The sequence below is a fragment of the Nitrospirillum amazonense genome, assembly GCF_007828035.1.
Classification (GTDB): domain Bacteria; phylum Pseudomonadota; class Alphaproteobacteria; order Azospirillales; family Azospirillaceae; genus Nitrospirillum; species Nitrospirillum amazonense.
The window spans coordinates 181,888-196,693 of record NZ_VITV01000005.1; the positions used below are offsets into that span (position 1 = coordinate 181,888).

At 67.8% G+C, this 14,806-nt stretch carries 12 protein-coding genes; 5 read left to right on the plus strand and 7 right to left on the minus strand.

Annotated features, from left to right (window positions below; genetic code table 11):
- The first annotated feature begins 223 nt into the window (after positions 1–223).
- Positions 224–550, plus strand: a complete 327-nt coding sequence (locus tag FBZ87_RS15960) for a hypothetical protein (protein WP_145611289.1) — start codon at positions 224–226, stop codon at positions 548–550.
- Here the strand turns inward: FBZ87_RS15960 and FBZ87_RS15965 are convergent.
- From FBZ87_RS15965 to sdhC, 6 genes are all read right to left on the minus strand, one after another.
- Complete coding sequence (locus FBZ87_RS15965) at positions 534–3,203, minus strand: glycosyltransferase family protein (protein WP_145611290.1); 2,670 nt, start codon at positions 3,201–3,203, stop codon at positions 534–536. The genes FBZ87_RS15960 and FBZ87_RS15965 overlap by 17 nt on opposite strands.
- 8 nt (positions 3,204–3,211) lie before the next feature.
- The gene (locus FBZ87_RS15970) at positions 3,212–5,884 is read right to left on the minus strand and encodes a hypothetical protein (RefSeq protein ID WP_145611291.1); all 2,673 of its coding nucleotides are present in this window, start codon (positions 5,882–5,884) and stop codon (positions 3,212–3,214) included.
- 109 nt (positions 5,885–5,993) lie between these two features.
- Positions 5,994–6,776, minus strand: a complete 783-nt coding sequence (locus FBZ87_RS15975; RefSeq protein ID WP_145611292.1) for a succinate dehydrogenase iron-sulfur subunit — start codon at positions 6,774–6,776, stop codon at positions 5,994–5,996.
- A gap of 26 nt (positions 6,777–6,802) precedes the next feature.
- Positions 6,803–8,590, minus strand: a complete 1,788-nt coding sequence (gene sdhA / locus FBZ87_RS15980; protein WP_145611293.1) for a succinate dehydrogenase flavoprotein subunit — start codon at positions 8,588–8,590, stop codon at positions 6,803–6,805.
- A 12-nt stretch (positions 8,591–8,602) separates the two neighbouring features.
- Positions 8,603–9,001, minus strand: a complete 399-nt coding sequence (gene sdhD / locus FBZ87_RS15985) for a succinate dehydrogenase, hydrophobic membrane anchor protein (RefSeq protein WP_145611294.1) — start codon at positions 8,999–9,001, stop codon at positions 8,603–8,605.
- Positions 9,002–9,017: 16 nt separating this feature from the next.
- Positions 9,018–9,416, minus strand: a complete 399-nt coding sequence (sdhC, locus tag FBZ87_RS15990; RefSeq protein ID WP_198924759.1) for a succinate dehydrogenase, cytochrome b556 subunit — start codon at positions 9,414–9,416, stop codon at positions 9,018–9,020.
- Positions 9,417–9,781: 365 nt separating this feature from the next.
- Between sdhC and FBZ87_RS15995 the strand changes: the two genes are divergently transcribed.
- Together FBZ87_RS15995 and FBZ87_RS16000 are read left to right on the plus strand one after the other, a co-directional pair.
- Complete coding sequence (locus FBZ87_RS15995; RefSeq protein WP_145611295.1) at positions 9,782–10,534, plus strand: GNAT family N-acetyltransferase; 753 nt, start codon at positions 9,782–9,784, stop codon at positions 10,532–10,534.
- 147 nt (positions 10,535–10,681) lie between these two features.
- On the plus strand, positions 10,682–11,626 hold the full coding sequence (locus FBZ87_RS16000; protein ID WP_145611296.1) for a hypothetical protein: 945 nt from the start codon (positions 10,682–10,684) through the stop codon (positions 11,624–11,626).
- Positions 11,627–12,577: 951 nt separating this feature from the next.
- On the opposite strand, the gene FBZ87_RS16005 is transcribed toward FBZ87_RS16000, so the two are convergent.
- A complete protein-coding gene (locus tag FBZ87_RS16005; RefSeq protein WP_145611297.1) occupies positions 12,578–13,501 on the minus strand; it encodes an HpcH/HpaI aldolase/citrate lyase family protein in 924 nt (307 codons plus the stop codon).
- 223 nt (positions 13,502–13,724) lie between these two features.
- Here FBZ87_RS16005 and FBZ87_RS29230 point away from each other — a divergent pair, with 223 nt between their 5' ends.
- Entirely contained in the window at positions 13,725–14,264 is a 540-nt protein-coding gene (locus FBZ87_RS29230) for a hypothetical protein (RefSeq protein WP_186454791.1), read from the plus strand.
- A 14-nt stretch (positions 14,265–14,278) separates the two neighbouring features.
- Positions 14,279–14,776 carry a thioredoxin family protein gene (locus FBZ87_RS29235; protein ID WP_186454792.1) on the plus strand — a complete coding sequence of 166 codons (498 nt, stop codon included), beginning with the start codon at positions 14,279–14,281 and terminating at the stop codon, positions 14,774–14,776.
- The last annotated feature ends 30 nt before the right edge of the window (positions 14,777–14,806 follow it).

Consider the following 14,806-nt stretch of genomic DNA (forward strand, 5'->3'; position numbering starts at 1 on the left):
GATCCCTCAATGGTCCGTGGATTTCAAGTCCCGCAAGGCTCTACCGCCCTGGATTGAATCCCTCCCGTTTGAATCTCTTGCGTTACGGTGGGGCGGCCCCGCGTTACCGCCCGGTAAATTCGGGTAACCTCCTGGTTTCGCCGCCTTGTCCTTCCCCACCGTCCTTGTAGAGAGGGCGGGCGCGCCCTCGCGCGCCATCGCCATATAAGGGGAGAATAGGGCCATGCGTAACCGGATGATCTTGGGCGCCGCCATCGGCTGCCTATCCTTGAGCGGCTGCGTCATCAACGCCGACGACAGCGGCCACCACTACGACATGCCGCGCACGGCCACCACCGTCTGCCGGCGTGAGGTCGACCATGTGTACGACGACTATTACAAGATCGCCTTCGACCTGCCCATGTTGGCCACCGATGCCGATGGCCGCCAGACGGTGGTCCAGCCCTTCACCCTGATGCCCCGCCGCGACATCACCGCCGCCGCCGGCCGCCATGTCATGCGCTGCGTCGTCAAGGACACGGCCCTGATCTCGGTCAGCGAGGATCGCTGAGGTTTCGCCGCCGGCCTTGGCCCATGCCAAGCACGGTCAAGGCCAAGCCGGCGGCGAAGGCGCCGTAGCCCCACCCGATGTGCGGCGGAGTGTAGCGAAAAACGACATCCGACCGGCCGGCGGGCAGATTGACCTTCTGGAACAGCGGGCCGTCGGCCGCCATGGTCTGTTCCTGGCCGTTCACGGTGGCCCTCCAGCCCGGCATGAACAGCTCCAGCCGGGTCAGTGTGGCCGGGGCGGCGCAATCGGCCGCCAGCCGTTCCCGGCTGACCGGCGCCAAGTGGCAGCCGTCGGCACCGAAGTACGGCCGGGGGGCGGGCAGCGCGTCGATCTGCATCACGTCGTCGCGGAAGACGGGGCCGCCGCCTTCATCGGCAGGCTCGGCATCGGCTGGCTCGGCCGCGACCAGGGCGAAGGCGACATGGGGTTCCACGCCCGTGATCGGTCCGCCGTTCAGGGTAAGGGTTCGCCCCGTATCCGTCCCCGCCGTCCACATGGCCAGGCCGAAACGCTTGCGTCCGCCCACCCGGCTGATCGCCAGCGTCAGGGGCGCGTCACTCGCCAGCGGAACGGTTCCAGACAGCGGAACCAGAATGTAGCTGCCACCAACGACATCCGATAATGCGTACCCGCCGTCGGCGCATGTCGTACCCGCACAGAGGCGCAGTGTCAGGCGGCCGTCGGCGGCGCCGTTCTTCAGGGAACTGACATGCAGGCCCACGGCGGATACATGGCCGCGCCTGGCATCGAAGGGCACCCGGCTGGCGCCCGCCGGCAGGGTCAGGATCGCCGTATCCCCGTCGGCCAGGGCGAGCGGACGTTGGCTCAGGTCGACCATCCCGGGAGGAGCCCAGTCGAAGGGGCCTTTGCCTGGTATGGAAACGACGTAGCGGACGCCCATGTCGCGATAGGCGTCGGGGTTGCGCCGCAGATTTTCCACTGCGGTGGGCCCTGTGGTGGCGCGGCGATCCCGGCCGTCGAAGGCGATCGGATAGGTGTTGTCGTCCAGTCGTTGAACGACATGATCCACCCAGGCGGCGGGCAGGGGCAGGTTGTTGTGGTTGATGCCGGCAATGCCGTAATAGGCGCTGTAGTTGGGCTGGATGGGACCCAAGGTGTAGAAGCGCTGCAGGCCCAGGTGGCTTCGCAGGAAAGCGATGCCGCCTTCCCGGAGGTCGCCGGCACTCGGATAGAACATGGTGGGTATCAGCAGCAGCAGCACCGCCTCGGCCACCGCCAGCCCCCCCAGCCAGCCGGCGCGGCGACGGCTGCCCAAGGTGGGGTGGCGCAGAACAGCCGCCATGCCCCCCAGGACCATCGCGGCCACCGCCAGCGAGCCCCAAAGCCAGGGCGAGCGGTAGGGCTTCAGCGCCAGCAGGGGGGTGGCGAGGCCCACGGCCAGCGCGATGAACGCCAGTGCCGTCAGGAAACCCAGCCTTTGCCGGCGCGTTGGCTTTGCCGCTTCCGTCAGATCCTGGCAGGCCAGTCCCGCCAGGACGGCCAGGGCGAAGGCCACCGAGGGGGCGAAATAGCGGAAGAACATGGCCCAGCCGACGCCGGGGATGGCGGTCACCAGGGTGTTGGCCACCGGCAGGCCGTACATGGCGCCGGTGACGATGGCGACCCACCCTGCCAAGGCCAGGCGCAGGGGACGCAGGTGGGTGCCAACCGCGCCGATCATGCCCAGGGCCAGCAGGCCCACACCGGCGTAGCCGCCCACTCCCCCCCAGAAGCCGAAGCTTTCGGCCGTGCCGGGGTCGCTCAGCCGGCCCAGGGCATAAGGCAGGACCAGGGTGATCAGGCGGGCGGCGGACAGGTGCACGTGGCGGAAGCCGCCGTTACTGTGATCGCCCAGGTTGGCGTCCGGCAGATAGCCCAGGAAGGCGACCAGGATGGGCCCCGCCAGCAGCAGGCCTCCCACCGCGCCCAGCGCAACCCGTGCGAGGTAATCCGCCCGCTGCCGGCGGGAAAGGTCCGCCAGCCGTGCCAGCGTCCAGACGCCGACCAGCAGGCCGTTGAAATAGGCGACCTCAGGGAAGCCGGCATAGAGCGACAACGCCAGGCCCAGGATGATCCAGGCCCAGCCGCCGCGCCCGCCCGCCTGGACGCGGGCCCGCACGGTTTCCACGCCCAGCAGGGTCATGGGCAGAAAGCAGATGGGATTGACGACGGCATTGCCCAGCCAGGCGTATGTGCCGTTGAACTCGAACAGCAGGGCCGCCACGGCGGACGCCATGGGCGCCAGGCCCAGCCGCCGCAGCAGAATCCAGGTGAAGAGGCCGGCCAGGACCTGCAGGCTGATGTGCATGTAGAGCTGCCCATTGGGCAGGGCCAGCAGCATCGTGAGCGGGAACAGGGCGGCGGACTGCATGTCGCCGGCCAGAGGCATGCCGACGCCGGAATAGGGATTCCACCAGGGAATGGTGCCTGAAAGCCAGTCCAGCGCCGCGCGGTGGCCCAGGGCTTGGCTGGTATAGGCGATGTTGGGGTCAAGCGTGGACAAGCTGCGGCGCAGCACCCGGGCGGCGATGCCGCTTTCCAGAAAGCGGGCATCGGCCAGGCGCCAGCCCAGGATCAGGTGCAGCTTGGCCAGGATGGGGGCGATGAGGACAAGGAACAGCGACCTTCGGCTGCTGGCGGCATTTGATGTCATCGTTGTCGTCAGGGTGTCGCGACGGAACGTCGGTTACGGGCGAAGGGCAGGGCGCTGGCTGCCGCCAAACCAAGCCCGGCAAGGAAGGCGGCATAGCCCCAGCCCATGTGGGGCGGCTGATAGTGGAAGCGCACGTCCGACCGGCCGGCGGGCAGGTCGACCTTCTGGAACAGCGGGCCGTCCTGGCCGACCGCCTGGGGCGTCCCGTTCACCGTCGCCGTCCAGCCCGGCATGAACAGTTCCAGGCGCGTCAGTGCGGCCGGGGCGGGGCAGTCGGCTGTCATCCTCTCACGGCTGGCGGGCGTCAGCCGGCATCCCTCGGCTGTGAAATAGGGACGGGCGCCGGGCAACTCGACGATGTCCATGACCTCATCGCCGGCCACGGGGGACGCGAAACGCAAGGTCACTTGCGGATTCCGTGCCGGTGCCGGCGTGGTCCACAGCCCCACAGGGAAGTCGCCCCCGACCTTGCGGAAGGTGATGGTCATGGGGCCCGCCCAAGGCACCGGCGTGTCCAAGGGAATGGACAGGTACTGGTTGTCGGCCGCCGTGGCCAGGTCCCGGCGTCCTTCCGCGCAGCGGTCGGCGGCGCAGAAGCGCACGGCCAGCGTGCCCTTGCTCTGCCCCACATACGTGGCCACCAGGACGCCGACCGACCGCACCTCGCGGTCGGCGGCCATGGACGGGTCAGGCGGCAGGATCAGGCTGGCGCTGCCGCCGTCGTCCAGGCGCAAGACCTCGGTCATGCTGACGGCCACGCCCGGCGGTTTCCAGTCGAAGGGGCTTTGGCCGGTGGGCGCCACCAGGTATTTCACGCCCAGGGCCCGATAGGCGTCGAGATTAGCGCGCAGGTTCTCCAGGGCAGTGGGGCCCCCCGCCACCTTGCGGTCATGGCCGTCGAAGGCCGATTCGATGGTGTTGTTGTCCAGATGGGTGAAAACGTGGTCCACCCAGGCCGCGGGCAGCGGCAGGTCGTTGTGGTTGATGCCCGCGATACCGTAATAGGCGCTGTAGTTGGGCTGGATGGGCCCCAGGGTGTAGAAGCGCTGCAGGCCCAGGTTGTTCTGCAGGAACTCTACGCCGGCTGTCTGTAACCGGCCGCTTTTGGGATAGTTGCGCAGGGGCAGCACGAACAGGACCACCGCCTCGGCAACGGCCGCGGTGCCCAGTACCCAAGCCCGCGTGCGGTTGCTGAAGGTACCGCCGCCCAGTTCGCGGACGGCCAGCAGCGCCACTACGGCGTAAATCAGCGACCGGGCCAGGATGGGCACGAAGGGGGCGTTCATGTACAGCCGATGGGACAGCCAAAGCGGCGCCGCCAAGCAAGCCACTCCCGCGGCCAAGCCGCTCCAGTATACGAGCCCGGGTCGTCGTTCCGCCGCCCGCTCCGCCAGGTCATGGCAGGCCAGGCCGGCCAGCACGGCCAGCGCGAACGAGATCGAGGGGTTGAAGTACCGGAAGAACATCGCGTCGCCGACCGCCGGGATGGCGGTAAGCAAGGCCACCATCGCATGCTGGCCATAGACCGCGCCCGTCACCACCACGCACCAACCGGCCAGCGTCAGCCGCAACCCGCGCAGCCAGGGGCGCCAGACCGCCATCGCGGCCACCACCACCAGGACCAGGCCGGTATAACCGCCGACGGCGCCCCAGAATATGAAGGCTTGCGCGTCCGGGGTATGGCCCAGGTCGCCCAAGGCATAGGGCAGGAACAGGGTCAGCAGGCGCTGGATGTCGAGATGCGAATGACGAAACACGCCGGCGGCATGGTTGCCCAGATAGCCGTGGCCCAGATATTCCCCGAAAGCGATGAGGATGGGGGCGGCCAGCAGCAGGCCAGCCACCGTCCCGGTGGCGATACGCGCCATGTACGCCATGGAGCGGCCCCCCAGGCCTGCCAGCCGTGCCAGGGTCCAGAGGGCGATCAGCAGACCGTTGAAGTAGGCGACTTCGGGAAAGCCGGCGTAAAGCGACAGCGCCAGACCGCCGGCGATCCATCCCCATCCGCCCGGCTGGCCGGCCAGCGCGCGGGCCCGCGCCTCCTCCACTCCCAGCAACACCATGGGAAGGAAGGGGATGGGGTTGATGACGGCATTGGCCAGCCAGGCGAAAGTGCCGTTGAATTCGAACAGCAGGCTGGCCACGATGGCGCCCAGCGCTGTGACCCCCAGGCGCCGCATGAGCAGCCAGGTGAAGACGCCCGATGCGATCTGCAGGCTGATGTGCAGATACAACTGGCCATTCGGCAGGGCCAGCAACAGGGTGGGCGGAAACAGGGCGGCGGATTGCATGTCGCCGGCCAGCGGCATGCCGATGCCGGAATAGGGGTTCCACCAGGGAATATGGCCGGACAGCCAGTCCAGCGCCGCGCGATGCCCCAGGGCATGGCTGGTGTAGGCGATGTTGGGATCCAGCGTGGACAGCCCGTCGCGCGTGACGCCGCTGGCCAGCCAGCCTTCGACGAAGCGCGGGTCCGCCGGGCGCCAGCCCAGGATCAGGCCGAGCTTGGCCAGGATGGGGGCGAGGATGAGCAGGGTGATGGCCCGGAAGCCGCTGGAGCGCCACAGAGGTGCTGGGATTTCCGCACCGGTGGGCTGTGGCGGCAGGCGTTGCATCAGGCTGTTGGGCAAGGCGTCCATCTCGGCGGTGGAGAGGCGGGTTGATCCTTTCTCATCGGCCATGCCGGACACTTTTGCAACCAGCCTGTGCCAGTGACGCCGCCCAAAGCAAAACGCCGCGACGGGCGTACCGTCGCGGCGTTTGCAATCATCGGCGCGTTGAGGACCGGCGTCAGGCGGCGCGGGCCACCATCAGCTTCTTGATCTCGGCGATGGCCTTCGCCGGGTTCAGGCCCTTGGGGCAGGTCTGGGTGCAGTTCATGATGGTGTGGCAGCGGTACAGCCGGAAGGGATCTTCCAGGTTGTCCAGGCGCTCACCGGTCATCTCGTCACGGCTGTCGGCGATCCAGCGGTAGGCCTGCAGCAGGATGGCCGGGCCCAGGTACTTGTCGCCGTTCCACCAATAGCTGGGGCAGCTGGTGGAGCAGCAGAAGCACAGGATGCACTCATAGAGGCCGTCCAGCTTCTCACGCTCCTCCGGGCTCTGCAGCCGCTCACGCGACGGCGCCGGGCTCTGGCTCTGCAGCCAGGGCTTAATGGAGGTGTACTGGGCGTAGATCGTGTTCAGATCCGGCACCAGATCCTTCACCACCGGCATGTGCGGCAGCGGGTAGATCTTGACGTCGCCCTTCACGTCCTCGATGGCCTTCAGGCAGGCCAGCGTGTTGCGTCCGTCGATATTCATGGCGCAAGAGCCGCAGATGCCCTCGCGGCACGACCGGCGGAAGGTCAGCGTGCTGTCGATGTCGTTCTTAATGTGGATCAGGGCGTCCAGCACCATGGGGCCGCACTTGTCGAGGTCGATCTCGTAGCGGTCCTCGGTGGGGTTGCTGCCCTTGTCCGGGTCGTAGCGATAGATGCGGAAGGTCTTGGCCCGCTTGGTGGCGGACGTCTTCACCGACGTGGTCTTGCCGGCGTGAACCTTGGAATTGGCGGGAAGGGAGAACTCGGCCATGGCATCGGGTCCGTTCGGCTAAGGCGTCAGTAGACGCGCTTCTTGGGCGGGATGACGTCAATGTCACCGGTCAGGGTGTACATGTGGACGGGGCGGTCACCGAGGGTGACGGTGCCCTTCTCATCCACCCAGGACGTGGTGTGCTTCATCCACTCGTGGTCGTCGCGCTCGGGGAAGTCCTCGCGGGCGTGCGCCCCGCGGCTTTCCTTGCGGTTGGCCGCCGAGTTGATGGTGACCACGGCCTGGCGCATCAGGTTGTCCAGCTCCAGCGCTTCCACCAGGTCGGAGTTCCAGATCAGCGAGCGGTCGCTGACGGCGATGTCGTCACGCTTGGACCACACGCCCTTCATCAGCTCGACACCTTCCTCCAGCACCTCGCCGGTGCGGAAGACGGCGCAGTTGTTCTGCATGATCTTCTGCATTTCCAGGCGCAGGTGGGCGACGCGGGTGCCGCCCTTGGCGTTGCGCACCTTGTCCAGGTGGGCCAGCGCCTTGTCCGTCACGTCCTGCGACAGGGTCTTGTGCGCGGCACCCTTCTTCACCGTCTCGGCGGCGCGGTTGGCGGCGGCGCGGCCGAACACCACCAGGTCCAGCAGCGAGTTGGAGCCCAGGCGGTTGGCACCGTGCACCGACACGCAGGCCGCCTCGCCGATGGCCATCAGGCCCGGGACCACTTGGTCCGGGTTCTCGGCCGTCGGGTTGATGACCTCGCCGTGGTAGTTGGTGGGGATGCCGCCCATGTTGTAGTGCACGGTCGGCAGCACGGGGATGGGCTCGCGCGTCACGTCCACGTTCGCGAAGACCTTGGCGGTCTCGGCGATGCCGGGCAGGCGCTCGTGGATGATGGCCGGGTCCAGATGCTCCAGGTGCAGGTGGATGTGGTCCTTGTGCTCACCCACGCCGCGGCCCTCGCGGATTTCCACGGTCATGGAGCGGCTGACCACGTCGCGGCTGGCCAGGTCCTTGGCCGATGGGGCGTAGCGCTCCATGAAGCGCTCGCCCGAGCTGTTGGTCAGGTAACCGCCCTCACCGCGCACACCCTCGGTGATCAGGCAGCCGGAGCCGTAGATGCCTGTGGGGTGGAACTGCACGAACTCCATATCCTGCAGGGGCAATCCTGCGCGCAGCACCATGCCGCCGCCGTCGCCGGTGGAGGTGTGGGCCGAGGTGCAGCTGAAGTAGGCGCGGCCGTAGCCGCCGGTGGCCAGCACCGTCTGGTGGCCGCGGAAGCGGTGGATGGTGCCGTCGTCCAGGTTCCAGGCCAGGACGCCCTTGCACTCGCCGTCTTCCATCAGCAGATCCAGCGCAAAGTATTCCACGAAGAATTCGGCTTCGTGCTTCAGGCTCTGCTGATACAGGGTGTGCAGGATGGCGTGGCCGGTGCGGTCGGCGGCGGCGCAGGTGCGCCGGGCCTGGCCCTCGCCGTAGCGGGTGGTCATGCCGCCGAAGGCGCGCTGGTAGATCTTGCCTTCCGGGGTGCGCGAGAAGGGCACGCCGTAGTGTTCCAGCTCGATGATGGCCGGGACGGCCTCACGCACCATGTACTCGATGGCGTCCTGGTCGCCCAGCCAGTCCGACCCCTTCACGGTGTCGTACATGTGGTAGCGCCAGTCGTCCTCGCCCATGTTGCCGAGGGCGGCGGAAATGCCGCCCTGGGCCGCCACGGTGTGGCTGCGGGTCGGGAACACCTTGGTGATGCAGGCCGTCTTCAGGCCCTTTTCGGCCATGCCGAAGGTCGCGCGCAGGCCGGCGCCGCCGGCGCCCACGACGACGACGTCGTACTGATGGTCGATGATGGGATAGGCGTTAGCCATGACAGTCCTTCCTCACGCCCCGAAGGCGATCTTGAGCACGGCGAAGACGCTCGCGGCGGCCAGCAGGATGGCGGCGCCGTTGGTCAGCCCGATGGCGATCAGGCGCGCCAGCTTGCCGTGGATGTAGTCTTCGTACACTTCGCGCATGCCGGCGGCGGCATGGTGGAAGGTGGCGATCAGGGTGATCAGCAGCAGGACCGCGTTCACCGGCTGGTGCACCCAGGCGATGGCGTCGGCATGTTCCGCCTTGGCCAGGCGGACGATGGAGATCAGGAACCAGACGGTCAGCGGCACCAGCAGGACCGCGACCATGCGGTAGGCCAGCCAATGGGCGCCGCCGCTCTTGGCGGAGCCGAGGCCGCGCACGCGGCCGAGGCGCGTGCGGAAGCCGTTGTCGGACGTAGAAGCCATGGAATGCGCGCTCCCGTCAGAGGGCGAAAGCGGCGATCCAGACGATCGCCGTCAGAACGAAGGAACCGCCGAACACCAGGGCGGAGCTGCGCTGCGCGCTGGCATTGGTGATGCCGGTGCCGGTGTCCCAGATCAGGTGCTGGATGCCCTTCAGCAGGTGGTAGCCGAAGGCCCAGGTCCAGCCCAGCAGGCAGAGCAGGCCGATGGGGCTGCCCAGCACGTGCTGGGCCGTGTCGAAGTCGTCGGGGCCGCTGGCGGCCGCCACCAGCCACCAGGTCAGTACCAGGGTGCCAACGGTCAGGGCGATGCCGGTGAAGCGGTGCGTGATCGACGACACGGCGGGCAGGGGTAGGCGATAGACCTGGAGGTGGGGCGACAGCGGCCGTGCCTTTTTGGCCACGCTGGTCTCGCTCATGATTCGCGCGTCCTCGTCCTTTTGGATTATCAGGTGCCGGTGCCGCACCGGCCATATGGCGCCCGCGACATGCGGGTCGCGACGCCGGCCGAATTGTTGCACCGCCGGGGGCGGATAGGATGTGAAGTCAATTACGCCCCCGCCTCTTGTCCGTCAACGCCCTGTCTGGGGCCGACTTTTGCGAATACAAGGGGTGGGGCGCATGGGTGCGTGATTCTTTCGACATGGCTGGCGACATGGCTGGCGACCCGCCCCGGCAAACGTCCTTGCCCGGCGGCTTCGCCATCGGCCGGGTCGATTGCCGCGCGTCGGGGCGGCCGGTACAGTGCCGGTGTCAACCTCGTCGCCTTGCGAAAGTTTCCATCTTGTCCGCCAACGACTTGTGCCGCCTGCTGGAAGAGCTGTGCCTGACGGCTTGGCCCGCCCTGAAAACCATCCACGATGATGGCTGGCTGCTGCGGTTTTCAGAAGGGCATTCGGGCCGCTCCAACTCGGTGACCTGCCTGTCGGCCGGCGTGCTGCCGGTGGCGGAAAAGGTGGACCGGGCGGAGGCGGCCTACACCCGCGAAGGCCTGCCCCCCCGTTTCCGCATCACGCCCCTGGCCCCGCCTGACCTGACGGCGGAACTGGATCGGCGCGGTTATCTGCGGCAGGAGGAGAACCTGGTGCAGGCGGCCACCATCCCGCCGGGCCTGGCGCCAACGGCGGATGGCCTGGACTGGCGGTTGGAAACGACACCGGCCCCTGACCTGCTGGCCAGTTACGCGGCGGCCCTGCCGCTGCCGGCGCGGGAGGCGGACCCGATGCGCCGCCTGCTGGACGCTATCGCCGTGCCCACCCTGTACCTGAGCGCGTGGGATGGCGGTCGCTATGTTGGCAGCGCGCTTGGAGTCGCCGATCGCGGCTGGCTGGGCGTCTACAAGGTGCTGGTGGCGCCGGAGCAGCGAGGCCGGGGCGTGTCGCGGCGCCTGATGACCCGCCTGCTGGCGGCGGGGGCGGACGCGGGTGTCGCCCACGCTTATCTGCAGGTGGGCGGCGCCAACCGGCCGGCGCTGGCGACGTATGCCCGGATGGGGTTCCGGACCGTTTATCGCTATCAATATCGCCAGAAAGATTAGTTGCATAGTTGATGCGCGTCGCGCCTGAAAGTAGATTGCCCCTATGGCAGCCTACCGGGTGTTGGCATGGTGACGATCAGGGGCGCCGTTTTGGGCTTGGGTTTGGTCCTGCTGGGGCCAGTCCTGGCACAGGCGGAAGAGCCGACCATGGAATCGTTGACCAGGATCGTTCAGACCCAGCTCTTTTCCGATGATCCGGCGGGGCGCGGTGGGCTGGTGGAGGTGCACGACGGTTACAAGTTCGTCCAGTGCCGGCATATGCCGCATCAGACGGCCATCATCTGCGAGGCGGCGGGAACCCGCGGGCAATCCTGGATGCGCCATGTCCTGACCAAGGAACGCAGGGCGGCCTTGAGGGAGCTGGGCTTCGCCGCCGACCGGCAGACGGGAAACTTCATCCGGCGATGGGATGCGCCGCCTGGGCCCAAGCTGCTGATGGCCTTCATGGTTCATGCCCTGGATGTCGGTTATGGCAACAGTGGGCAGGACACTGAAATGCAATATGGCTGGTTTGCCGCGGCCGAGTGCCCGGCGCGGGTTACTTCCGGGAATCCATATGGCGGGGCTGTCGTGCTTCTCGGCACCAAGGTCAAGAACCTGGCGGAGGGGTGCCGCCTGGAGCCGGAGGATGAAGCGGATCAGAAGCCCTTGCCGCGACCGCCGGCCATGCCGGACGACGCGCCGGATCTCAGATCCCGGCAATACAAGGCCATCGCCGAGGCGGTGCACTGGGTGGCTGGCGGCACCGGGCCGGAGCATCACATCGCCATCTTTTCCTGGGGCGACTTTTATATTCAGTGCCTGAAGGCGGAGGATCCCTCGATGCAGTGCGAGGTGGTGTCCGCCGACATCAATCCCCGGCTCAAGCCCGTGCTGACACCGGCTGTCGGACGGCGGCTGAAGAAATTGGGGTTCCTCGAGCCCGGCTACTCCCTGAACTACGCCCAGGTCTTTCCCCTCAAGGCAGGCGCCGCCGATGACAGCGCCAAGGCCGTCGCGGAGACGCTGGCCCAGGCGGCGCAGCAGGGCTTCGGCAACTATGCCTTCCTGCCGCTGCAGGTGGAGCGCCTCACCTCCGAACCCGCTCGTTAAAGGGCCCGCCGATTAATGGAGATGTCGATGAAGGGCGTGATGATCGTCGTGGCGGGCCTGATGATGGCTTTCGCGCCCACGTCGGAAGTTTGGGCGGGGGAAGCGCCTGAGCAGACCTTCCAAGGCGGTCGCCGTCCTGGCGCATGCCGACCAGATGGATGGGCGCGGCGCCGCGGTGGAGGCGCACGACGGCGACCAGTTCGTGCAAGCGGCGGGCGAACCTGAAGGATCTGGGCTATGTCTCCGACCGCAAGACCGGCAATTTCGTTGCGCGCCTGGACCCGTCGGAATGGCCCAACGACAAGCTGGCCGGTTTCATGGTCGCCACGCTAGCCGGTGGCTACGACGTCGCCTTGGCTGATATCATGACGGAAGCCGGCTCCTACCCTGCGGTGGCCTGCCCCCCGCGCAATCCCACCGGCCGCGACTTCGGCGGGGAAATCGCGTTCAACGACCGTTCCCAGAAGGACCTGGAGGAAAACTGCGAGGTCGCGGGCATGGATGACGAGGACGAGTCGCACTTGCCCAAACCCTTGAAATCCATCCCCATGAATCTCGACGATGCCGGGACCCAGCTCAGGCAAAGCGCCAAGGACCTGGCCGACACCTTCAAGTGGCTGGCGGAGGCGACGGGGCCCGGCCTCCGGTTCGCCATCTTCAGTTGGGGCGAGTTTTATATCCAATGCATGAAGCGGGGCGACCCGGTGATCCTGTGTGAGGTCGAGTCCGCAGACGCCAACCCTTCCCTGCGTCGTATCGTGACCACGGCGGTGGGGCGTAAATTGGAATCAATGGGGTTCCGGCCGCCGGGCTATTCCAAGAATTACATCGGGAGCATCGGCATCAAGGAAGGCAAGGCGGAGGATTGGAGCTCGGTCGTTATGAAGGCGGCGTTGATCGCTTTCGGCGGGTACGCCATCCAGCGGCCGGTCACCGTGGAGCGCCACGTTATCAAAGGGGAAACCCTGAGCGGATACTGTCAAGGCCGGTTTGATCAGGGGCACGGATCGCCGCCGCCAGCGTCACCAGCCGGTGGGCCTCCGCCACATGCAAGGCCTCCACCAGGCGGCCGTCCACCAGCACCACAGCCTTGCCCTGGGCCATGGCCTCGGCATGGGCGGCGATGACGCGGCGGGCGCGGTCCAGGGAGGCAGCGTCGGGGGCGAAGGCGGCATTGGCGGCGGCCAACTGCCTGGGATGGATCAGGGTCTTGCCGTCGAAGCCTAGCTCCACCCCTTGGCGGCAGCTGGCTTCCAGGCCGGCATCGTCGTCCAGGTCCAGGTGCACGCCGTCCAGGATGGCCAGGCCGTGGGCGCGGGCCGCCAGCAGGCAGAGGCCCAGGGCCGTGATCATGGGCAGGCGCAGGGGCGTGTGATGGGCGTGCAGTTCCTTGGCCAGGTCCGAGGTGCCCAGCACCAGGCCGGCCAGCCTGGGGGAGGCGGAAGCGATCTCCTTGGCGTTCAGCATACCCAGGGCCGTTTCCATCATGACCCACAAGGGAAGGCCGTTGGGCGTCCCGGGGGCCGCCCCATGCGCCGCCAGCAGGCGATCCGCCTGACGTACCGCCTCCGCCGACTCCACCTTGGGGATCAGCACGCCGTGGGCGCCGGACCGGGCCGCCGCCGCCAGGTCGGCATGGCCCCAGGGCGTGTCCAGGCCGTTGACGCGAATCAGCACCTCGCGCCGGCCGAAGCCGCCGGCGGCCACGGCGGCCAGCACCTGATCGCGCGCCAGGTCCTTGGCGTCCGGCGCCACCGCGTCCTCCAGATCCAGGATCAGCACGTCGGCCTCCAGTCCCTTGGCCTTCTCCAGCGCGCGGGCGTTGGACCCCGGCATGTACAGGGCGGAGCGGCGGGGACGGGCGGTGGTGGCCATGAGGCGGGCTCGTACAAGAAGGGCGAAACGGGATGGGGCAGCATAGCGCCAGCCTGTGACGGAGGCGACGGCCGGTAGTCTTCCATCCGTGGTAACAGTCTTCGCGTCCCTTTGTCCCGCGTCATGCGGCTTGCCCACAGGCTGCGGCGGGGCTACCCCTAGGACAGGCCGTCCGCCCCGTCCCTTTGGGGGCCGGTCCATTGCCACGAGGAGCCTTTCCCCGATGCCGTCGCGTCCCCGCCGTCCGATTATCTTCTCCGCAACGCGCCGTGGCACCCAACTGGAAGGCGCCCTGCTGGCGGCTTTGCTGTGTCTGGCTGCCGGCGGCGCCCTGGCTCAGGCCGCTCCGCCGCCGCAGGAAGGCGCGCCGGGTGCGGGCGAGCCCGTGACCGCCAACCAGCCGCTGCTGCGCGATCCCCGTCTAGTGGGCAACGCCAAGGCGCCCCCGCGCGACGTGGAATGCGTGGTGGGGACCGGCAGCCCTTGCACCGGCCGGATGGATTTCAACGATGGCCGCAGTTTCGGCTTCAAGATCAGCGGCCCGGGCGAGGCGCTGTTCCGCAACATCGGCAACCGCCGCTGCACCCTGGAATACATCCTGACCGACAGCACGGTGGCCACGGCCGGCCGCACCATGGACCTGGCGGCCGGCGCCGCCACCACGCTGAAGGTGCGCGACGCCCAGGGCATGCACGTCCGCCTATCGGCGCGCGGCATGGCCTCCCCTATCTGCGAATTGGAAGTGACGGCCAAGCAGTCGTGAGAGGAGCGGCCCCGATGCGCCCCCTGCTGATCGCGCTGTCCCTGGTGGTGGCGCCCCTGATGATGCCAGTGGCCGCCCATGCCGCGGACACCGCGCCCGCCGCGGTCGAGGCGTTCGATCCCGCCCGGGACGCTGCCCATGATGTGGCCGAGGCGGCGGCCCAGGCCAAGGCGCAGGGCAAGCGGGTGCTGGTGGACGTGGGCGGGGAGTGGTGCGTGTGGTGCCATCGCTTCGACGCCCTGTTCACCGATGACGCGCGGCTGCGCACGCTGCGCGACCAGGGCTTCGTCACCGTGAAGGTGAACTGGAGCAAGGAGAACAAGAACGAGGCGCTGCTGGGCCAGTGGCCCAAGGTGGCAGGCTATCCCCACCTGTTCGTCCTGGATGGCGAGGGCAAGGTGTTGCACTCCCAGGACACCGGCCTGCTGGAACAGGGCAAAGGCTACGATACCGGCAAGGTGGCGGCCTTCCTGACGCAATGGGGCACCAAGGCGCCCGGCTCCCACATCTGATGCCATGCCAGGAAAAAGGGCGCCAGCCTG